The following is a 19,235-nucleotide window of genomic DNA, read 5'->3' on the forward strand; positions in this document are numbered from 1 at the left end:
CTTATTTCCCTTCAATGGCCTCTCTGATGCCGCTGATTTGCAGATTCAGAAAGGTCAGACTGCTTTGATAATCCATACTATTTTGTGAAAACCGCGCCTGTTCGCTGTTCAGTTCCACGGTGTTGCCATCTTCCGACGGCTGCATTGGCACGCGATACTGGACATCCACCGCCGCGTTATTTGCCCGTTGCATCTCCCTGGCAAAATCAATATCTTTAGCCTTGAAATTTGGCGTATCGACATTCGCCAGATTCGCAGTCAGTAGCTCGGTCCTCTCAAGACGTAACTTCACTGCCTGCGGATGCACTCCCAATGCCTGTTGAAAACTGATCCCCATTTCTTGCGTCACTCCTGCTTCAATCCGCATACGCTAAGCAATCGCCGTGCCATTTTTTAAGTGACTGATGAGAAAGGGTTTATGAGTTTTCAATTTTGCAGGCGGAAGTTTTATTTCCTCCTGGCGCTGGCCTTACCGGGCTACGCCGCCGTCCATCCCGTGCAACATAGCGCGCGGGAACAAGTCAACGCCCAGGTGCTGAATGCCGCGAGCCAAGAAATTGAATCGCTGGCGCAACAGCAACAGTGGCATGACTATCGCTACACTTTTAACGTCTACATTCCCTCGCAGATTGCGACCGCCGCGCCCTGTGCTACAGCACCCGGCGTCACGCAGACGTCGCCTGCGGAAATCGCCCTCAACCGGATGAACTTCACCGTCAGTTGCCCGCAAAGCTGGCAGATGAACGTGGCGGTGCGCCCGGATGTTCTGGTGCCGGTGGTAATGGCGAAGTCACTGGTTGCCCGCGACACGCCGCTCACGGCGAATGATGTGGAGTTGAAGCCCTACAACGTCAGCGCCCAGCGCCGCGATGTGTTGATGGATCTCGATGATGCGATTGGTTTAAGCAGTAAGCACGCGCTGCAACCGGGCAGGCCGCTCACCAAAGAAGAGCTGGTTTCGCCTGTGCTGGTCGAACGCGATCAGCCGGTGATGATTGTTTACCAGAACGCGGGGATCACCGCCTCGATGCCCGGCGTGGCGCTGAAAAATGGCCGCAAAGGCGAGATGGTGAAAGTGCGCAATGCCAGTAGCCAGCGGGTCATCAGCGCAATGGTGGCAGAAAGCGGCGTGGTGACGACGGTAAGCGCGGAGTAATTTGCGCTGGCGATTAAAGTTTTTCCGCCTGTTAACCGCTTTACCGGAGTAACCCACCCCAATATCGAGACGAGGTTGCGATGAAAATCACCCCGACTATGCCAGGCAATCGCCCGACAGCCACAACGGCAGGCGCCAGCCAGCCGCGTAAAAGCACGGCGGCCACCACCACGACGCTGAGCGCCGACGACATTACTCAGGCGGGATTACAGTCCGCCCAGCAAACGCTGAACGACCAGCAAGAGAGCGATATCAACAGCGACAACGTGGCGAAAATGCAGGCGATGCTGGCCTCCGGCAGCCTGCAAGTGGACACCGAACAGTTAGCCAGCGACATGCTGAGCTTTTTCCAGAACTAAGAGGCCGATGAAGTGAGTATCCGGTTACAACAGGTGAAGGCGCTGCTGCAGGGAATTCGTGACGATGACACGCTGTATGATTGCCTGCGCGAACGTCTCCAGCGCCAGCGGATCTGCATGATTCGCCGCGCCAGCGAGGAGCTGCTGGCAGTAAACGAGGAGATAACGCATCACTATGAGCAGTTGCATAGACATAGCCATCAACGGCACAGCCTGCTGAAAATGCTCAACGTTAGCGTCAATCGTGACGGTCTGGCGCAGGTTTTTGCCTGGCTTCCGGCAGTCCAAAAAGCGGCAGCACAACAGTTGTGGCAACGCCTTGAGCAAAAGGCGGAACGATGCAAAGCCTACAACGATAAAAACGGCGAGCTGTTGATTCGCCAGTATGAATTTATTCAGTCGTTTTTAGGCAGCGAAGCAGATTTTCTCTACCAGGAATAACGACAATTCCTTCCCCCATCGCGGAAACGGATTTTCCGCCTGATTCTCAATCCTTTGTTTTTGATTACAAAAATTCCCGGCACGCTTATTGCACATTCCGCGAAGTAATAAAGACTGGAAGCCACCTATGAGTTTTATTGAATGTTACGAGCCGGAATTTGTACGCAATTTTTTGGCGCAGCACCCCGGTTCGCCTTTATACGTCCGTAAGGTCTGGAAGAATGAGATTCGTCAGAGCCTGATGCTGACAGAGCCAGAAAGCTGCGAAGCGGTGCTCAACGATGCCAGAGCCTTTGATTTACAGCTTACCTATCGCCCTGTGGAAGAAAATGCCGCAGCGCTATCCGCGCGCGATGCGATAGTAAACCAGATAATTTTGAGCACCCTTACGCTCCCCGATTTAACCCCAGAACTGTCACTGTATGCCGTCGGTATCCTGCTCTCCCGCGCCAGTAAAATGCCAGGCAGGGATGGCGATACTCTTGCCCGACTGACAACGCTGCCACAGGCGCTGGGCGATCATGCGAAAAAAGGCACGCTGCAGGCACAGTTCGCCCAGCTGCCGCCCGTACCACAGCTGGCACGGCAGCTGGTGACGCTGCTCGGGAGTTTTGCATTTGACTGGTCGATTCTGCCGGAAAGCCCACGCAAAGCCTCGCTGCCGTTGCAGGTGACTTTGCTGACGCTGCATGACGCCAATAGCGAAGCCCTGTTGCAACAGCAGCTTCAGGCGCAGTGGCAAACCACGTGGCAACAGCATTTTGCCGCCGCACCGTGGATGATGCGCAACTGGCTGATTTACCGGGTTTACCACGATGTGATTGGCCAGGCTGACGGGGCGGATTTTTTCCTGCTGGTGTGCGATTTTTATCTCATCCGCACGTTAATCAGTTTGTGGACGCTGGATGATTCACCGCTACGACAGGAGGATATTTTCGCCCTCTTCGCAGTGTTTGAACGCTGGCGAGAGAGTGAAAATGCGCTGCTGATTCGCCAACAAATTCAGGCTGAATGTTGTGCAGAACCGCTGCTTTATGCGTTTTCGCTGCTACCTTGCTAACGCTTTCAGGCCGGTTTTTCCCGGCCTTATCTACTTCATAAACATATCATGCAAACCATCATCAAAACGCTCGCCACTCACCGCGAAAAACCGTTTGTCAGCGTCGTTACACCAACCTGGAATCGCGGCGCATTTCTGCCGTACCTGCTTTACATGTACCGCTATCAGGATTACCCGGCAGACCGCCGCGAACTGGTCATCCTCGATGACTCCCCGCAAAGCCACCAGCACATCATCGACCGTTTGACCGATGGCACACCAGAAGCCTTTAACATCCGCTACATCCATCACCCGGAAAAACTGCCGCTGGGCAAAAAACGTAACATGCTCAACGAACTGGCGTGCGGCGAATACATCCTCTGCATGGATGACGACGACTACTACCCGGCAGATAAAATCTCCTGGACTATCGCCATGATGCAAAAACACCGGGCGCTCATCTCCGGCTCCGACCAGATCCCCATCTGGTACAGCCATATCAACCGCATCTTTCAAAGCCGCAGCTTTGGCCCGCATAACATCCTCAACGGCACCTTTTGCTATCACCGTAACTACCTGAAAAAGCATCGTTACGACGATGATTGCACTTTAGGCGAAGAGAAAAGTTTCACCGACAATTTCAGTGTAAACCCGCTGCAACTGCCCGGCGAGCGCACAATTCTGTGTATCTCGCACAGCCACAACACCTTTGATAAAGACTTTATTCTCGGGGCCAGCACGCCAGTAAACGCGGCGCTTGCGGATATCGTCCGCGACCCGCTGCTGCGCAATGCTTATCTGAGTCTGCATAACGCCACTCATCACCAGGCGATCAATCATAAGGCTGTCGATCAGATCGTTCTGCTGAATCTGGATAAACGCCCGGATCGCTTACAACAGATCCGTGAAGAACTAACATTGCTGCATATTCCACCTGAGAAGATCACCCGCCTTGCCGCCAGTGAAGATGAAAACGGTCAACGGGGTCGCCGCCAGTCACACTTGCAGGCGCTGCGCCTGGCACAACAACACGGATGGAAAAATTACCTGCTGCTGGAAGATGACGCGGTTATTCTCAAGCAGGAGAAACATATTCAGGTACTGAACAGGCTGCTGGCGAGCCTGGCGAAAATTCCCTGGCAGGTGATGATCCTCGGTGGGGAAATTTCGCAGGGAACGATGCTAAAAAGTTTGCCGGGACTGGTGCACGCGCGGGACTGCCGCAAAGTGTGCGCTTATCTGGTGAACAGCCGCTACTACCCGCAACTGGCGCAGCAGATGAGCAACGATAACCTCTCGCTGGAAGAGTGCTGGCAGCCGCTGCTGCGCACCGACAAATGGCTGGCCTGTTACCCGAGCCTTTGTTACCAGCGACCGGGCTTTAGTGATATCGAGAAAAAAGCAACCGACAACATTAGCCACTATTTCAATAAGTTACCTGTAGCCACCAAGCCATCTACATTACCCGTCGCCGACACCATCGGCTTTTTTATGGAAACCTCCTTCCATTACGCGCTGTACCGCCCAATCATCACCGCCCTACAGGCGCAGGGGCAGAGCTGCACGCTGGTGATCAACGGCCGCGTGTTTAAACCGTTTCTTGATGAAATGCTGGCGACGCTAAAAAACATCGACGATCAGCAGCTTAAAGGAATGCGCTTATCTGAAATGCAGGCACACGGTCAGAGGGTAAAATGCCTGGTCAGCCCCTACCACACACCCGCGCTCAATGGCCTGGCAGCGGTGAACATCCGCGCCATGTATGGCTTAGCCAAAGAAACGTGGAACCACGCCGACTGGAACCGTTTTTACCAACGCATTTTGTGTTATAGCCACTACAGCCAGCAGGCGCTGGAACATTTCGGCAATGCAAAAGTGGTTGGCAACCCGCGCTTCGACGCCTGGCATAACGGCACGTTCGATCGTTCATTGCCGGAAAATATCCAACCCGATTCCCGTAAACCTACGGTGCTCTATGCCCCCACGTTTGGCGCATTAAGCTCCCTGCCCCACTGGGCAGAAAAATTGGGTCGCTTAAGCGGTGATGTGAACCTGATTTGCAAACTGCACCACGGCACCTGCTCGCGCCCGGAAGAAGCGGCATCGCTGGCCCTGGCGCGCAGACATTTAAAACAGCGCACCGACTCCGCCCGTCACACGCTGGCGCTACTGGCAAAGGCCGATTACGTGCTGACCGATAACAGCGGGTTTATTTTCGATGCTATCCACGTTGATAAGCGGGTGATCCTGCTCGATTTTCCGGGCATGACGGAACTGCTCGATGGTGAGAAAAGCTACTCCACACCGGAGAGTGCAGACCAGCGAATCCGCGAAATATTGCCGGTGGCTCATGATGTTGCGGAATTACGTTATCTGCTGTCAGAGGCGTTTGACTGGTGTGCGGTACAGGGGCAACTGGCGGAAATTCGTCATCACTATTGCGATGCGTTTATGGATGGCAAGGCGGGCGAACGGGCGGCGATGGTGATAGTGGAGGCGTTGGCGGGCAAGGAACCGTCAGGGATATGTCGATAAAATTCGATTTTTTAAACATGTCGTTGGAATACGTTTATGCCATCGACATGTTTTGGCGATATGTCGAAAAAACGCGATTTTTTAAACATATTTAACATAGCCAAACGGCATCATCTTCTCTCACTGCGGGAATTAAATTAGTAGGTGGCTGATTTACCCCTAATCACCTCAATGATCCCCGTCGTCGACACCGACGGCGTGCGGGGGAAATAGACCACCTCACAAATATACGCAAAGCTATCAAACTTTCCTGCCCAGTCATCGCCCATCACCAAAATATCCGCACTGTAACCCCGCAGATATTCCGCCTTTTGCTCCAGCGATTCCTCCAGAAATACGCCATCCACGCACGCCAGCCCGGCGATAATCGCCATGCGGTCATCCTGATGGTAAACCGGTGCCCTGCCCTTTTTGGCGATATTTAAGGCGTCGGACGATACGCCGACCAGCAGTTGCTCACCCAGCCTGCGGGCACGTTGTAAAAGGCGCAGATGACCCACGTGAAACACATCGAAGGTGCCGAAGGTGATGACCGTTTTCATGGCTACTCCGCTAATTTATGCCGCAGCCAGCACTGAACGGCGATGTCGTCTACCGCTTTTTGCGCTTTCGCCGTGGCGCTTTCTTGTTGCTCGCGGCGTTTGTCGTCCAGCGTCAGGGCCACCACTTTCTCTTCGCACGCCGCCGCCGTCAGGTTTTTCTGCATTCGCGTGGCTTTGATGTTAGCCAGCGTTTTTTCCTGTTCCTGCCAGGCGATCACCTTGCGCAAAGTGCCTTTGTAGCCGCTGACGTTTTTCAGCGATTCCACCGACGCCGCCGCGCCCGCAGACGTTTTCTCCACCAGGTAGCCTAACGCCTTGATATTGTTGTCATAGCCCGCGCAAATCTGTTTTTGCTTTGCCAGTTCGACGGTTTTGTCTTTGACCGATTTATCCCGCAGGCGCTGCAATTGCGCCAGGGTGTCGATGATTTGTCGCATAGTTACTGTTCTGCCTTTTTGGCACCAGGAAAGAGGATTTGCAGGCGGCTTTGCACCAGTTCGAGGGAGGCGGGTTCGCGCATCTCCTGGCGCAAAAATCGCTCGATTGCCGGGAACATTTTTACCGCTTTGTCGACGCTGGCATCCGCGCCTGCCACGTAGCCGCCGAGCGGGATCAGCGGTTTGATCTCCATATAGGCGGCGTAGTTTTGCTTTAATGCGCGGGCGGATTGCTGATGTTCCAGGCTGGTGACCTGATTCATGCAGCGGCTGATCGACTGGCCGATATCAATGGCCGGATAATGCCCCGCTTCCGCCAGTTTGCGGGTTAATACGATATGCCCGTCCAGCACCGCACGGGCGCAGTCGACAATCGGATCTTGCTGGTCGTCGCCTTCCGCCAGCACGGTGTAGATGGCGGTCATCGATCCCGCGCTTTCGCTGTTGCCTGCGCTCTCTACCAGTTTGGGGATCATGCCGAATGCCGATGGCGGATAGCCTTTGGTTGCAGGTGGTTCGCCAAGTGAGAGGGCGATTTCTCGCTGCGCCATCGCGTAGCGGGTCAGGGAATCCACCAGCAGTAAAACGTGATGCCCGCGGTCGCGAAACCAGGCTGCGATGGAGTGGCACAGTTCGGTGGCTTTCAGGCGCATCAGTGGGGATTCATCGGCGGGTGCGACAACAACGATAGACTTTGCCAGCCCGTCCTCGCCCAGCGAGTGGTCGATAAACTCTTTCACTTCGCGCCCGCGTTCGCCAATCAGCCCGACCACCACGATGTCGGCTTTGGTCTGGCGAGTGATCATCCCCAGCAGCACGCTTTTCCCGACGCCGCTGCCCGCCATTAGCCCGACGCGCTGGCCTTTGCCGATGGTCAGCAGGCCGTTAATCGCTTTCACGCCCACGTCTAATGGTTCGTCCACCGAACGGCGGGTTAAGGGATTGACCGAGGGCGGCAGCGGCGGCAGAAGGTCGTTGCCGTTCAGGCGGCCTTTACCATCCAGCGGTTCGCCGAGGCCATTCACCACGCGGCCTAACCAGTTTTCGCCAATCAGGATGTCGTGGGCTTTTTCTTCCGGGAAGACACGCGCCCCCGCCATCAGGCCAACCGGCTGTTTAAACGGCATTAAGTAAGTGATGTCGCGATTAAAGCCCACGGCCTGCGCGTCGATCAGCGTGTGATTGGCGCTTTCTATGCGGCACAGCTGCCCGGTCATTAGCGGGCAGCCGACGCTCTCCAGCAGGATGCCGTTTAGGCGCACCAGCCGACCGGCGACGCGGGCCAATGGGATCGACTCCAGCGAGCGCAAGGCGTTATCGAAAGCGGAAAAATCACTCACCCTGCGACTCCGGCGTGAGTGTTTCTTTCAGTGCAGTCATGCACTGCTCAAGGCGGTGCTCGCAGCCGATATCCAGTTCTGATTTATCGGTAATCACCCGGCATTCCCCCGGCGGCAAATCCGGCGAAGGCGTCAGCCCCCATTCGCTGACCTTTTCCGGCACCGCGTCGCGCAGGCGGTTAAATTCTTCCGTGCTCAGCATCACCTGTAATGTTTCCGGCATCGTCGGGAAGGCCGCCAGCGCCTCTTCCACCAGCGCCAGCAACTGCGTGGGTTGCAGCGCCAGTTCACAGCGGATCACCTGGCGGGTGACTTTTTCTACCAGTTGCAGCAAATCTTCCCGCTGTTTACGTTCGATATGGGCGAGGAAATCGTTCACTTTACCGCTGATGGCTTCCAGCGGCTGCGCCGCGTCAACAAACTGTTTGCGCCCTTCCTGCTGCCCGGCGAGGCTGCCTTCGGTGTAGCCCTGGCGTCGCCCCTCGGCAAAACCTTGCTGATGACCTTCGCTAAAGCCCTGCTCCTGGCCTTCGGTCATTCCCTGAGCAAACCCTTTTTGCAGCCCTTCCTGAAAACCGTCCATCAACTGGCGCTGGTAATCGGCGGCGCTGATGCTGGCGGTGAGCGGTTCTCCGGTCACCGCACGCTGACGCGGCGGGAAGCGGTGCAGGCGATAGCGCCCGCGCAGTGTTTCAATGGTCATGGTTACTCCGCCGTCTGTTCCGCAAAGAGCTGTAGCTGAAGTTCGCCTGCCTCTTCCAGTTCACGGGCGATACCCATGATTTCGCGGCGGATCTGTTCGATACGGCTGACCGGCACCGGCCCCAGACGCGCGGTGATCGCTTCCAGTTGCTGCACCTGACGTTTTGGCATTACCGCGTAAATCGAGCGGCGCAGCAGGGCTTCAGTGCCTTTCAGCGCCACCGCCCAGTCTTCCATCGGCACTTCGTCAAGCAGGCGTCGGCGCACCTCTTCGTTCTGGCGGCTGAGGATAAAGAAGTCGTACATCTCATCCTGAAGCTGTTCCAGAACGTCTCCATCGCGTTCGCGCATCTGGTCGAGGATCACCTGCTGGTTGCCCTGGAAGCGGTTGACGATATCCGCCGCCTGTTTGATGCCTTTCACCTTCGAGCCGTGCTCCGAAAGCACCGACAGGCCGCGCTCGATCAGGCGGTCCAGTTCATCCACCACGTCGCGGTTGACGTCGTTGAGTTTCGCCACCCGATAGAGAATTTCGTTTTGCACCGATTCGTTGAGATACGAGAGCACCGCCGCTGAGATTTCCGGCGTCAGAAATGCGAGGAACACCGCCTGTAATTGCAGATGTTCTTCGGAGATGAGCATCGCCAGCTGGCGCGGTTCCACCCATTGCAGGCGCGCCATCCGCGAGCGGATCTCATCGCCGTAGATGCCGTTGATCACGCTGCTGGCAATCTCGGTGCCGAGGGCTTTGTTGAGAATGCCCTGCAACATGGATCGCGACGCACCGTTGATCCCGCTCTGTTCGCGGAACTCATCAAAGAAGTTGTTGATCACCTTACGCGCCATGCTGGTTTTGACGCCGGAAAGCCGTGCCATGTTTTCGCTCAGGCGCACCACTTCTTCGCGGCTGAGTTTTTGCATCACCGTCGCCGCCGCTTCTTCGCCCAGACACAGCAGCAGGATCGCCGCCTGTTCCAGGTAGCTGTTGCTCTTATTTGTTGTCAATTCGCTCATTGCTGGTGATCCATTGTCTGAGAACTTCGGCTACGCGATCGGTGTCGCTCATGGCCAGTTTTTGCAGGAACTCGAGTTTCACTTCGAGGCCGGAACTCTGCGAAGGCAGGCTGTCATCGCCGGGCAGCGACGGCAGATCGACGTTTTTGCGCTCCTCTTCCGGCATGGCAATCCACGGTTCGCTGACAGCTTCCGGTTCTGGTGTGATAACCGGTGCACGCACCGCCGTCAGGCGTTTCATTACCGGGCGCACCACAAAGAACAGCAACAACAGCGCCAGCAGGCCGCAGCCAATCAGGCGCACCCAGGCCAGCACGCTGTCATCTTTCCACAACGGAATAATTGGTTCGACCGGCACCGCCTGCGGGACAAAGTTAAGCAGCGATAAGGTGAGATTGTCACCGCGCTGGACGTCGATCCCGGCGGCATTGTTCAGCAACGCGGTCAGTTGCGCAGTCTGCTCCGGCTTCCAGTTTTTCAGCGCCGGAGCGTTTTGATTGAGCACCACCGCCACGTTGAGGCGTTTCACCGCAAAACCAGGATGCTGAATATGCTGGACGCTGCGGTCGTAAGAGTAATCGCGCTTGCTTTCGCTGTGTTTGGATAACGCTTCCGGCGAGCGATTTTCTTCCGTACCGTTGGTCATCTGATTCGCCGCAACTGGCGGACGGTTGCTGAGCGAACCGGGCACGCCCATCGCCACCTGGTTAGTGTCGCTGTCCAGCACGCTCTCTTCGCGGTTGATTTTCGGCGCGTCGCCGTAGTGTTCCTGGGTTTCGTCGATGGTGCTGAGATCGAGATCCGGCATCACGCTGACGCGGTAATTCCCGCTGCCGACCAGCGAATCCAGAACGTTAGCCACGCTGGCGCGGGTTTTGTCCTGGATATCTTTGAGGATCTGATCGCGTTTACGGGTAGCGGCAGAAACCGCTTCGCCCGCGCCAATGCCGTCGGTCAGCAGATTTCCCGCCTGATCGACGACGCTAACTTTGCTGGCGTGCAGCCCCGGAATGCTGCCGGAAACCAGATGCACGATGGCGTTCACCTGGTCCATATTCAGCTTCGCGCCGTAGTGCAGACGCACCACCACCGAGGCGCTGTTTTGCGGCTCATCGCTGACCACAAACGAACTTTCCTCGTTGAGCGCCAGATGTACCCGCGCACTCTCCACCGCGTCCAGCGACATAATGCTCTGCGCCAGCTCCCCTTCGAGGCTGCGTTTATAGCGTACGTTCTGCACGAACTGGCTACTGCCGAGCACTTCGTCTTTGTCCATCAGCTCGTAGCCGCTGGGCAATATCGCCTGCACGCCTTTGGCGGCAAGGGTCATGCGCGTTTTCGACAGTGCATCTTCCGGCACCAGTATCTGTCCGCTTTGAGGATCGATGCGATAGGTGAGCTTTTCGCCATCCAGCACGGTGACAATCTGCGACACGGGCAGATTTTCCTGGCGTCCGTAGAGCGAGACATAGCCGCGATTACCGGTCCACAGCACGCTGACGATAATCGCCGTCGCCGCAACGGCAAGCCCCACACCCGCCATCAGCGCCCAGCGTTTGTTATCTGCGAGACGCAGTCGAAACGCCGGAAACGCCTGGGTCAACTTTTTGATCAGTTCATTCATAGTGTTAGATCGACATACTCATCAGATCGTTAAATCCGGTGGCGATTTTGTTGCGCACCTGCACCAGCGCGGAGAAAGAGAGCGACGCCTGCTGGCTGGCGATCATCGCACCTGCCAGGTCATCACTTTTGCCCGTGTCGATAGCCGTTTGCTGCTGTTCTGCCACCTGCTGGAACTGATCAACGTGCCCAAGCGCACCGTACATAATGCGGTTAAATGAAACGTCCGGGTCGGTGGAACTGAAGGTCATGGCGGGCAGCACCGGTGCCTGGGCGTTGGCCTGCATCCGCTGCACGTCCTGCATGATTTGCGCCTGCATGGTGCTGTTGATTGTGGTAATGCTCATTTTTAACTTCCGGGTCAGGAGAAAACTTCGATACCTTGCTTGCGCATGGAGGCCAGTCGATAGCGCAGTGCGCGCGGGGTAATGCCTAACAGGTCGGCAATTTTGCTGCGGTTGCCCTGATATTTACGCATCAGGTCGGCAATATATTGATACTGCGCGCTTCGTCCGTGCTGACCTAAATCGCTGGTTTCGGCAATGTGTACGGCGGGCTGAACAGGCCATTGCAGCTCGCTGCGGTCGGCAACGTCAGTTTCCGGCAGGCCTAAGGCATCCGGGTAAATTACGCCGTCGCGGTTTAAAATCATTCCCCGCTGAATGGCGTTCTCCAGCTGGCGCACGTTACCGGGCCAGCGGTAATTCAGCAGCGCACGGCGGGTAGATTCTGAAAGGGTGATATTTTTTACCAGCACCGTGGAGTATTTTTTAATAAATGACTCTGCCAGCGGAATAATATCGTTCAGACGTTCACGCAGCGGCGGCATGGTAATGGGAATGACCGCCAGACGATAATAGAGATCTTCACGAAAACGCCCTTCGGCGACCTCCTGCTCAAGGTTTTTATTGGTGCAGGCAATCAGGCGAAAATTGAGTTTAATTTGTCGGTTGCTGCCTAATCGCTCAACCTGCTGTTCCTGCAATACGCGTAATATTTTGGCCTGTAACGCCAGCGGCATATCGCCAATTTCATCGAGCAATAAGGTGCCGTTATTCGCCAGTTCCATTTTTCCTGGCACGCTGGTAATTGCGCCGGTAAATGCGCCTTTGTCGTAGCCAAATAAGGTCGCTTCCAGCATATTTTCCGGGATCGCTGCGCAGTTCACGCCGATATAGGGCGCGCTATCATTTTCACCAAAGGCGACGGTGTGAATATATTTCGCCACGCATTCTTTGCCCGCGCCAGTTTCACCCTGAATCAGGACCGGCACGTTAAATGCGGCGACACGCTTTGCCAGAGTAAAAGCGTTAATGCTGGAAGCGGCAGTTGCAATAAGTTCAGACATAGGGTGAACGATATAAGTAGCGACAGAAAACAGGATGTTCTGAAGCGTATCACCGGCGGGATTAACAAGTTTGAATTAAACGATAATAAAAATATTATTTGTTTACAAACAACGAGTTATCCATGTGGGCCGGATAAGGCGTTTACGCCGCATCCGGCAATCGTGCACCGATGCCTGATGCGACGCTGCGCGTCTTATCAGGCCTACAGTTTGTGCAATGTTTTACGACGATGCCCGATATCTCGCCCTTTAATAATTTAATTATTATTTCACCCTATTAATAATTTGCCCCTTTCACTCCCCCTCTATTTAATACCTCACCTTGTGTCACTGCCGGAATTGCGTGCACAAAAACGCCCATACCATTACAGCAGAGAAAGTAAGCCATGCTGAAGTACAGTAAAACGCCAGGCATCTTTAAATTAGAAGGTAATCGGCTCGGACGCCCCTACCATCGCCTGCCGACCCTATTTACGGGGAATTTTGACGTGATTGATTCGCATCTTGGCAGTTACTTTCTCAAAAAGCATCGCAGCAATATCACCTTAAAAAAGATTGGCTGCGAAATGGATATTATCAATAAAAACGCCGAACTGATGGTTTCCCAGGTCGGGCATCTGGCGTTTGATATTGATCGCTCCTTATTGTTAATGCTGCTGGGCAATTTTTATGGTCTGGAATCATCTCTGGAAGAAGCGAAAGCACATAATGGACTGCCGACCAAAACCGAAACGCGATTAAAGAATCGTCTGGCGCTGGATATCTGCACGCTGATTTTTAATCTGCAAACCTCCGGTATTGCGCTGAAATTAAAGCTGGACAGCAGCACGGTGATGACCCACTGGGCGTATCAATTAACCTTTACCCTCGCGGGCGATGAAGAGAGCAGTTTTCGTATTTTGCTCGACGACGCCCATACCGATTTTATTTTGAATCTGATCCGCCACAGCGAGCACAGTAAACCGCAGCAGGTGGCGAAATCGGTTAATGAACCGGCCCTGATTAAAGAAATCATCCGCTCCCTGCCGCTGACCCTGAACGTCAAAATCGCAGAGCTATCGATGAATGTCGCGGATCTGGCGCAGATAAAAGCCGGGGATATTTTACCCATCTCGCTGGGAGAAACGTTCCCGGTGGCGATTGGGCAATCTGAATTATTTAGCGCCCTGATTGTGGAAGACAAAGACAAACTGTTTTTGTCGGAGCTGGCGGGCAAAAATGAGAATAGCCATGAGTAAGCAAGAAGATATTTTAGCCGGGGATTTTGGCCTCACCGATGAAGTTGCGCCTGTCGCGAAATCCGCCGATGCCGCAACGCTGGTTACCCGCCTGGAAGACCGCTTTTCCGACTCGATGACGCTGCTGAAACGCATTCCGGTGACCTTAACGCTGGAAGTGTCGTCGGTGGAAATCATGTTAGCCGACCTGCTTAACATCGACGACGACACGGTGATTGAGCTGGATAAACTCGCCGGGGAGCCGCTGGATATTAAAGTGAACAATATCCTGCTGGGCAAAGCGGAAGTGGTGGTGGTCAACGAGAAGTACGGCCTGCGCGTGCTGGAATTTAACACCCGCGATATCAACGATCTGGCGCCATGAAACGCCGCACTCAACTGACGCTGGGCCTGGCGCTGCTGGCGCTTGCGCCGCTGGCAATCGCCCAGGGCGGCGATATTGCGCTGCTTAACGTGGTGACCCACGGCAACACTCAGGAGTACAGCGTCAAAATTCAGGTACTGATTCTGATGACCCTCGTCGGTTTGCTGCCGACGATGGTGCTGATGATGACCTGTTTCACACGCTTTATTATCGTGCTGTCGCTGCTGCGCCAGGCGCTGGGGCTGCAACAAACGCCGCCGAACCGCATCCTGATTGGCATTGCGCTCTCCCTCACTATGCTGGTGATGCGCCCTATCTGGCTCAATATTTACGACCATGCGGTGGTGCCGTTTGAAAACGATCAGATTACCCTGACCGATGCGTTAAGCACCGCCGCGACGCCGCTGAAGCGCTTTATGCTGGCGCAGACTGACAAAAAAGCGATGGCGCAAATCATGACCATCGGCGGCGCGAAGGGCAATGCCGCCGACCAGGATCTCTCTATCGTGGTGCCTGCCTATGTGTTGAGCGAGCTGAAAACCGCTTTCCAGATTGGCTTTATGATTTACATCCCTTTTCTGGTTATCGACCTGATTGTCGCAAGCGTACTGATGGCGATGGGGATGATGATGCTGTCGCCGCTGATTGTCTCGCTGCCCTTTAAACTGATGCTGTTTGTGCTGATCGACGGCTGGTCACTGACCATCGGCACGCTCACCACCAGCATTCGCGGGCTGGGGCTGGGCTGATTATGTTGACCGTTGACGTAGCCGCCGACATTGTCGCCAGCGGCATAAAAGTAGTGATTTTACTGGTTTCGGTGCTGGTGGTGCCGAGTTTGCTGGTCGGCCTGCTGGTGAGCGTGTTCCAGGCGGTGACGCAGATTAACGAACAGACCCTGAGCTTTTTGCCAAGGCTGATTGTCACGCTGGTGGTGCTGGGCGTGTGCGGCAAATGGATGATTATCCAGTTGCATGATCTCTGCATTCACCTGTTTACCCAGGCCGCGTTGCTGGTTCATTGAGATGCGCACAAGCGACGTTACGCAACTGATGGATCTGGCGCTGGGGCTGTGGTTTCCCTTCGTGCGCATTATGGCGTTTCTGCGCTATGTGCCGGTGCTCGATAACGGCGCCCTGACCGTGCGTGTACGGATTATTTTGTCGCTGGCGCTGGCGATCATCATCACGCCGTTGATCCCCCATCCCATTCCCCACGACCTGCTATCGCTCAACAGCCTGATCCTGACGGTGGAGCAAATTTTATGGGGCATGTTGTTCGGGCTGATGTTTCAGTTTCTGTTTCTCGCGCTGCAACTCGCCGGGCAAATTCTCTCGTTCAATATGGGGATGAGCATGGCGGTGATGAATGACCCGAGCAGCGGCGCATCAACCACCGTGCTGGCGGAGTTAATTAACGTCTATGCGATCCTGCTGTTTTTTGCCATGGACGGGCATCTGCTGCTGGTAAGCGTGCTGTACAAGGGCTTCACTTACTGGCCGATTGGCAACGCGCTGCATCCGCAAACCCTGCGCACCATCGCGCTGGCCTTTAGCTGGGTGCTGGCGTCGGCATCGCTGCTGGCGCTGCCGACCACTTTTATCATGCTGATTGTGCAGGGCTGCTTTGGCCTGCTTAACCGCATTGCGCCGCCGCTGAACCTTTTTTCGCTGGGCTTTCCCATCAACATGCTGGCGGGGCTGGTCTGCTTTGCCACCCTGCTCTACAACCTGCCGGATCACTATCTGCATCTGGCGAATTTCGTCCTGCAACAACTCGACGCGCTGAAAGGTCACTATGGCGGATAGCAGCAGCGAAGAAAAAACAGAGAAACCCTCGGCGCAAAAGCTGCGTAAAGCGCGTGAAGAGGGGCAACTGCCGCGCTCGAAGGATATGGGGCTGGCGGCGAGTCTGTTTGCGGCGTTTGTGGTGATCTCCAGCAGTTTCCCGTGGTATGCCGATTTTGTGCGCGAGAGTTTTATCAGCGTGCATCAGTACGCGCAGGAGATTAATAACCCGGAGGTGATCGGCCAGTTTCTGCGCCATCACCTGTTAATTCTCGGCAAGTTTATTCTTACGTTGCTGCCGATGCCCGCCGCCGCACTGCTCTCTTCGCTGGTGCCCGGCGGCTGGCTGTTTCTGCCGAAAAAAATCCTCCCGGATTTCAGCAAAATCAGTCCGTTAAAAGGGATTGGGCGGCTGTTTTCCAGTGAACACCTGGCGGAAACGGGAAAGATGACGGTGAAGTCGGTGGTGGTGCTGGTGATGCTGTGGATTAGCCTGCGCAATAACTTTGCCGCCTTTCTCGGCCTGCAGGCGCTGCCGTTCAAACTGGCGATGAATGAGGGGTTGTCGCTCTACGCCAGCGTGATGCGCAACTTTGTCATCCTGTTTATCTTCTTTGCGCTTCTCGACGTGCCGCTGGCGAAAGCCCTGTTCACCAAAGGGCTGAAGATGACCAAACAGGAGCTGAAAGAAGAGTACAAAAATCAGGAAGGCAAGCCGGAAGTGAAAGCGCGTGTACGGCGGCTGCAACGGCAGCTGGCGATGGGGCAAATCCGCAAAGTGGTGCCAAAAGCCAACGTGGTAATCACCAACCCGACCCACTACGCCGTGGCGTTGCAGTATGACCAGTCGCGCGCCGCCGCGCCGTTTGTGGTAGCGAAAGGCACTGATGAAATCGCCCTCTATATTCGCCAGGTCGCCACGGAGAATCAGGTAGAAGTGGTCGAGTTCCCGCGGCTGGCGCGCTCGGTTTACTACACCACCCAAGTGAACCAGCAAATTCCGTTTCAGCTTTACCGGGCCATCGCCCACGTTCTGACCTACGTCCTGCAAATGAAACACTGGCGCGAGGGCGCACAGCCGCGCCCGTCCCTGAACAGACATATTTCCATTCCCAAAGAGGTGCTTAAACTGGATGGCGAAAACAACTAAATCGTTCCTCGCGCTGCTGCGCGGCGGCAATCTCGGCGTGCCGCTGGTGATCCTGTGTATTCTGGCGATGGTTATTCTGCCGCTGCCGCCTGCGCTGCTGGATATTCTGTTCACCTTCAACATTGTGCTGGCGGTGATGGTGCTGCTGGTGGCGGTGTCGGCGAAAAGGCCGCTGGAATTCAGCCTGTTCCCGACCATTTTGCTGATCACCACCTTAATGCGCCTGACGCTCAACGTCGCCTCTACGCGCGTGGTGCTGCTGCACGGGCATCTCGGCGCGGGCGCGGCGGGTAAGGTGATTGAGTCGTTTGGTCAGGTGGTGATTGGCGGCAACTTTGTCGTCGGCTTCGTGGTGTTTATCATCCTGATGATCATCAACTTTATCGTCGTCACCAAAGGGGCCGAGCGTATTTCCGAGGTTTCTGCCCGCTTTACCTTAGACGCGATGCCCGGCAAACAGATGGCGATTGACGCCGATCTTAACGCCGGGTTGATCAACCAGGCGCAGGCACAAACGCGGCGTAAAGATGTTGCCAGCGAGGCCGATTTCTACGGCGCGATGGACGGGGCATCGAAGTTTGTGCGCGGGGATGCCATCGCCGGGATGATGATTCTGGCGATCAACCTGATCGGCGGTGTCTGCATCGGGATCTTTAAATACAACCTGAGCGCCGATGCCGCCTTCCAGCAGTATGTGCTGATGACCATTGGTGACGGCCTGGTGGCGCAGATCCCTTCCCTGCTGCTCTCCACTGCGGCGGCGATTATTGTCACCCGCGTCAGCGACAACGGCGATATCGCCCATGACGTGCGCCACCAGCTGCTGGCAAGCCCGTCTGTGCTCTTCACCGCTACCGGAATTATGTTCGTGCTGGCGGTGGTGCCGGGAATGCCGCACCTGCCGTTTTTGCTGTTCAGCGCCCTGCTGGGTTTTACCGGCTGGCGGATGAGCAAACAGCCGCAGGCGGCGGAGGCGGAAGAGAAAAGCCTCGAAACGCTGACCCGCACCATCACCGAAACCAGCGAGCAACAGGTCAGTTGGGAAACCATTCCGCTGATCGAGCCAATCAGCTTAAGCCTCGGCTACAAGCTGGTGGCGCTGGTGGATAAAGCGCAGGGTAACCCGCTCACCCAGCGGATTCGCGGCGTGCGGCAGGTGATTTCTGACGGCAACGGCGTGCTGCTGCCGGAGATCCGCATTCGGGAAAACTTCCGCCTCAAGCCGAGCCAGTACGCCATTTTCATCAACGGCATTAAGGCTGATGAAGCGGATATTCCGGCGGATAAACTGATGGCCCTGCCCTCCAGCGAAACCTACGGCGAGATAGACGGCGTGCTGGGGAACGACCCGGCGTACGGGATGCCGGTCACCTGGATCCAGCCCGCGCAGAAAGCGAAGGCGCTGAATATGGGGTATCAGGTGATCGACAGCGCCAGCGTGATTGCTACCCATGTGAACAAGATTGTGCGCAGCTATATTCCTGATCTGTTTAACTATGACGATATTACGCAGCTGCATAACCGTTTGTCGTCGATGGCACCGCGCCTGGCAGAAGATTTGAGCGCGGCGCTGAATTACAGCCAGTTGCTAAAAGTGTATCGCGCGCTGCTTACCGAAGGCGTTTCCCTGCGCGATATCGTCACCATCGCCACCGTGCTGGTCGCCAGTAGCACGGTGACCAAAGATCATATTCTGCTGGCAGCTGATGTGCGCCTGGCGCTGCGGCGCAGCATCACCCATCCGTTCGTTCGCAAGCAGGAGCTGACGGTGTATACGCTGAATAATGAGCTGGAAAATCTGCTGACCAACGTGGTGAATCAGGCGCAACAGGGCGGCAAAGTGATGCTTGATAGCGTGCCAGTGGACCCGAATATGCTCAACCAGTTCCAGAGCACGATGCCGCAGGTAAAAGAGCAGATGAAAGCGGCGGGGAAAGACCCGGTACTGTTGGTGCCGCCGCAGCTGCGCCCTTTGCTGGCGCGCTACGCAAGGTTGTTTGCGCCGGGGCTGCATGTGCTGTCGTATAACGAAGTGCCGGATGAGCTGGAATTGAAGATTATGGGAGCGTTGAGTTGATTGGGGATTCTTTTCCATGCTTTGCACCATCTGACACCATTGATTGACGTCACACTGCAAACAGACTACGATGACACCATACA

At 55.5% G+C, this 19,235-nt stretch carries 21 protein-coding genes; 12 read left to right on the forward strand and 9 right to left on the reverse strand.

From position 1 onward, the window contains the following. Nucleotide 1: 1 nt before the first annotated feature. Complete coding sequence (locus FEK50_RS19125; RefSeq protein ID WP_000512950.1) at nucleotides 2-337, reverse strand: flagellar basal body protein; 336 nt, start codon at nucleotides 335-337, stop codon at nucleotides 2-4. Nucleotides 338-418: 81 nt separating this feature from the next. Here FEK50_RS19125 and flgA point away from each other — a divergent pair, with 81 nt between their 5' ends. The 5 genes from flgA to FEK50_RS19150 all read left to right on the forward strand — a co-directional run bounded on the left by flgA (nucleotide 419) and on the right by FEK50_RS19150 (nucleotide 5,530). Beyond that, nucleotides 419-1,156, forward strand: a complete 738-nt coding sequence (flgA, locus tag FEK50_RS19130; RefSeq protein WP_131161634.1) for a flagellar basal body P-ring formation chaperone FlgA — start codon at nucleotides 419-421, stop codon at nucleotides 1,154-1,156. 80 nt (nucleotides 1,157-1,236) lie between these two features. After that, nucleotides 1,237-1,515: a flagellar biosynthesis anti-sigma factor FlgM gene (gene flgM, locus FEK50_RS19135; protein ID WP_131161635.1), complete on the forward strand. Its 279-nt coding sequence runs from the start codon at nucleotides 1,237-1,239 to the stop codon at nucleotides 1,513-1,515. Between the two features lie 12 nt (nucleotides 1,516-1,527). Further along, entirely contained in the window at nucleotides 1,528-1,956 is a 429-nt protein-coding gene (locus tag FEK50_RS19140; protein WP_131161636.1) for a flagellar protein FlgN, read from the forward strand. Between the two features lie 127 nt (nucleotides 1,957-2,083). Next, a complete protein-coding gene (locus FEK50_RS19145) occupies nucleotides 2,084-3,016 on the forward strand; it encodes a lysine-N-methylase (RefSeq protein ID WP_131161637.1) in 933 nt (310 codons plus the stop codon). Between the two features lie 48 nt (nucleotides 3,017-3,064). Then, a complete protein-coding gene (locus tag FEK50_RS19150) occupies nucleotides 3,065-5,530 on the forward strand; it encodes a glycosyltransferase (RefSeq protein ID WP_131161638.1) in 2,466 nt (821 codons plus the stop codon). 137 nt (nucleotides 5,531-5,667) lie between these two features. Here FEK50_RS19150 and FEK50_RS19155 read toward each other — a convergent pair whose 3' ends face one another. The 8 genes from FEK50_RS19155 to FEK50_RS19190 are packed head-to-tail and all read right to left on the reverse strand — an operon-like array spanning nucleotide 5,668 to nucleotide 12,536. Next, entirely contained in the window at nucleotides 5,668-6,072 is a 405-nt protein-coding gene (locus FEK50_RS19155; protein ID WP_131161639.1) for an adenylyltransferase/cytidyltransferase family protein, read from the reverse strand. Between the two features lie 2 nt (nucleotides 6,073-6,074). After that, nucleotides 6,075-6,509 carry a flagellar export protein FliJ gene (gene fliJ / locus FEK50_RS19160; protein ID WP_001248919.1) on the reverse strand — a complete coding sequence of 145 codons (435 nt, stop codon included), beginning with the start codon at nucleotides 6,507-6,509 and terminating at the stop codon, nucleotides 6,075-6,077. Between the two features lie 2 nt (nucleotides 6,510-6,511). Beyond that, nucleotides 6,512-7,849 carry a flagellar protein export ATPase FliI gene (fliI, locus tag FEK50_RS19165; RefSeq protein ID WP_131161640.1) on the reverse strand — a complete coding sequence of 446 codons (1,338 nt, stop codon included), beginning with the start codon at nucleotides 7,847-7,849 and terminating at the stop codon, nucleotides 6,512-6,514. Next, nucleotides 7,842-8,552: a flagellar assembly protein FliH gene (gene fliH, locus FEK50_RS19170; RefSeq protein ID WP_131161641.1), complete on the reverse strand. Its 711-nt coding sequence runs from the start codon at nucleotides 8,550-8,552 to the stop codon at nucleotides 7,842-7,844. The genes fliI and fliH overlap by 8 nt, the downstream gene beginning before the upstream one ends. Before the next feature lie 2 nt (nucleotides 8,553-8,554). Then, nucleotides 8,555-9,565 carry a flagellar motor switch protein FliG gene (locus FEK50_RS19175; RefSeq protein WP_131161642.1) on the reverse strand — a complete coding sequence of 337 codons (1,011 nt, stop codon included), beginning with the start codon at nucleotides 9,563-9,565 and terminating at the stop codon, nucleotides 8,555-8,557. Then, entirely contained in the window at nucleotides 9,543-11,189 is a 1,647-nt protein-coding gene (gene fliF, locus FEK50_RS19180) for a flagellar basal-body MS-ring/collar protein FliF (RefSeq protein ID WP_131161643.1), read from the reverse strand. Before fliF ends, FEK50_RS19175 begins: the two co-directional genes overlap by 23 nt. Nucleotides 11,190-11,193: 4 nt before the next feature. Continuing rightward, nucleotides 11,194-11,535 carry a flagellar hook-basal body complex protein FliE gene (locus FEK50_RS19185; protein WP_089521203.1) on the reverse strand — a complete coding sequence of 114 codons (342 nt, stop codon included), beginning with the start codon at nucleotides 11,533-11,535 and terminating at the stop codon, nucleotides 11,194-11,196. A 14-nt stretch (nucleotides 11,536-11,549) separates the two neighbouring features. Then, the gene (locus FEK50_RS19190) at nucleotides 11,550-12,536 is read right to left on the reverse strand and encodes a sigma-54 dependent transcriptional regulator (RefSeq protein ID WP_131161644.1); all 987 of its coding nucleotides are present in this window, start codon (nucleotides 12,534-12,536) and stop codon (nucleotides 11,550-11,552) included. A 386-nt stretch (nucleotides 12,537-12,922) separates the two neighbouring features. Here FEK50_RS19190 and FEK50_RS19200 point away from each other — a divergent pair, with 386 nt between their 5' ends. The 7 genes from FEK50_RS19200 to flhA are packed head-to-tail and all read left to right on the forward strand — an operon-like array spanning nucleotide 12,923 to nucleotide 19,152. Beyond that, nucleotides 12,923-13,774 carry a FliM/FliN family flagellar motor switch protein gene (locus tag FEK50_RS19200; protein WP_131161646.1) on the forward strand — a complete coding sequence of 284 codons (852 nt, stop codon included), beginning with the start codon at nucleotides 12,923-12,925 and terminating at the stop codon, nucleotides 13,772-13,774. Next, entirely contained in the window at nucleotides 13,767-14,138 is a 372-nt protein-coding gene (locus tag FEK50_RS19205) for a FliM/FliN family flagellar motor switch protein (protein WP_131161647.1), read from the forward strand. The genes FEK50_RS19200 and FEK50_RS19205 overlap by 8 nt, the downstream gene beginning before the upstream one ends. Next, nucleotides 14,135-14,887 (forward strand): flagellar type III secretion system pore protein FliP, encoded by a 753-nt coding sequence (gene fliP, locus FEK50_RS19210; protein ID WP_131161648.1) that lies wholly within the window; start codon nucleotides 14,135-14,137, stop codon nucleotides 14,885-14,887. The genes FEK50_RS19205 and fliP overlap by 4 nt, the downstream gene beginning before the upstream one ends. A gap of 2 nt (nucleotides 14,888-14,889) precedes the next feature. Beyond that, nucleotides 14,890-15,162, forward strand: coding sequence for a flagellar biosynthetic protein FliQ (locus FEK50_RS19215; RefSeq protein WP_000958542.1), 273 nt, complete (start codon nucleotides 14,890-14,892; stop codon nucleotides 15,160-15,162). 1 nt (nucleotide 15,163) lies between these two features. Next, nucleotides 15,164-15,946: a flagellar biosynthetic protein FliR gene (fliR, locus tag FEK50_RS19220; protein ID WP_131161649.1), complete on the forward strand. Its 783-nt coding sequence runs from the start codon at nucleotides 15,164-15,166 to the stop codon at nucleotides 15,944-15,946. Continuing rightward, on the forward strand, nucleotides 15,936-17,075 hold the full coding sequence (locus tag FEK50_RS19225) for a flagellar type III secretion system protein FlhB (protein ID WP_131161650.1): 1,140 nt from the start codon (nucleotides 15,936-15,938) through the stop codon (nucleotides 17,073-17,075). The genes fliR and FEK50_RS19225 overlap by 11 nt, the downstream gene beginning before the upstream one ends. Then, the gene (gene flhA, locus FEK50_RS19230; RefSeq protein WP_131161651.1) at nucleotides 17,059-19,152 is read left to right on the forward strand and encodes a flagellar biosynthesis protein FlhA; all 2,094 of its coding nucleotides are present in this window, start codon (nucleotides 17,059-17,061) and stop codon (nucleotides 19,150-19,152) included. The genes FEK50_RS19225 and flhA overlap by 17 nt, the downstream gene beginning before the upstream one ends. Nucleotides 19,153-19,235: the final 83 nt, after the last annotated feature.

Origin of the sequence: Escherichia sp. E2586 (assembly GCF_005781105.1) — a bacterium.
Lineage (GTDB): Bacteria > Pseudomonadota > Gammaproteobacteria > Enterobacterales > Enterobacteriaceae > Escherichia.

Coding starts and splice junctions, on each gene's coding strand:
- FEK50_RS19125 (WP_000512950.1), bottom strand. CDS start 337: ATGGGGATCAGTTTTCAACAGGCATTGGGAGTGCATCCGCAGGCAGTG.
- flgA (WP_131161634.1), top strand. CDS start 419: ATGAGTTTTCAATTTTGCAGGCGGAAGTTTTATTTCCTCCTGGCGCTG.
- flgM (WP_131161635.1), top strand. CDS start 1,237: ATGAAAATCACCCCGACTATGCCAGGCAATCGCCCGACAGCCACAACG.
- FEK50_RS19145 (WP_131161637.1), top strand. CDS start 2,084: ATGAGTTTTATTGAATGTTACGAGCCGGAATTTGTACGCAATTTTTTG.
- FEK50_RS19150 (WP_131161638.1), top strand. CDS start 3,065: ATGCAAACCATCATCAAAACGCTCGCCACTCACCGCGAAAAACCGTTT.
- FEK50_RS19155 (WP_131161639.1), bottom strand. CDS start 6,072: ATGAAAACGGTCATCACCTTCGGCACCTTCGATGTGTTTCACGTGGGT.
- fliJ (WP_001248919.1), bottom strand. CDS start 6,509: ATGCGACAAATCATCGACACCCTGGCGCAATTGCAGCGCCTGCGGGAT.
- fliH (WP_131161641.1), bottom strand. CDS start 8,552: ATGACCATTGAAACACTGCGCGGGCGCTATCGCCTGCACCGCTTCCCG.
- FEK50_RS19175 (WP_131161642.1), bottom strand. CDS start 9,565: ATGAGCGAATTGACAACAAATAAGAGCAACAGCTACCTGGAACAGGCG.
- fliF (WP_131161643.1), bottom strand. CDS start 11,189: ATGAATGAACTGATCAAAAAGTTGACCCAGGCGTTTCCGGCGTTTCGA.
- FEK50_RS19185 (WP_089521203.1), bottom strand. CDS start 11,535: ATGAGCATTACCACAATCAACAGCACCATGCAGGCGCAAATCATGCAG.
- FEK50_RS19190 (WP_131161644.1), bottom strand. CDS start 12,536: ATGTCTGAACTTATTGCAACTGCCGCTTCCAGCATTAACGCTTTTACT.
- FEK50_RS19200 (WP_131161646.1), top strand. CDS start 12,923: ATGCTGAAGTACAGTAAAACGCCAGGCATCTTTAAATTAGAAGGTAAT.
- FEK50_RS19205 (WP_131161647.1), top strand. CDS start 13,767: ATGAGTAAGCAAGAAGATATTTTAGCCGGGGATTTTGGCCTCACCGAT.
- fliP (WP_131161648.1), top strand. CDS start 14,135: ATGAAACGCCGCACTCAACTGACGCTGGGCCTGGCGCTGCTGGCGCTT.
- FEK50_RS19215 (WP_000958542.1), top strand. CDS start 14,890: ATGTTGACCGTTGACGTAGCCGCCGACATTGTCGCCAGCGGCATAAAA.
- fliR (WP_131161649.1), top strand. CDS start 15,164: ATGCGCACAAGCGACGTTACGCAACTGATGGATCTGGCGCTGGGGCTG.
- FEK50_RS19225 (WP_131161650.1), top strand. CDS start 15,936: ATGGCGGATAGCAGCAGCGAAGAAAAAACAGAGAAACCCTCGGCGCAA.
- flhA (WP_131161651.1), top strand. CDS start 17,059: ATGGCGAAAACAACTAAATCGTTCCTCGCGCTGCTGCGCGGCGGCAAT.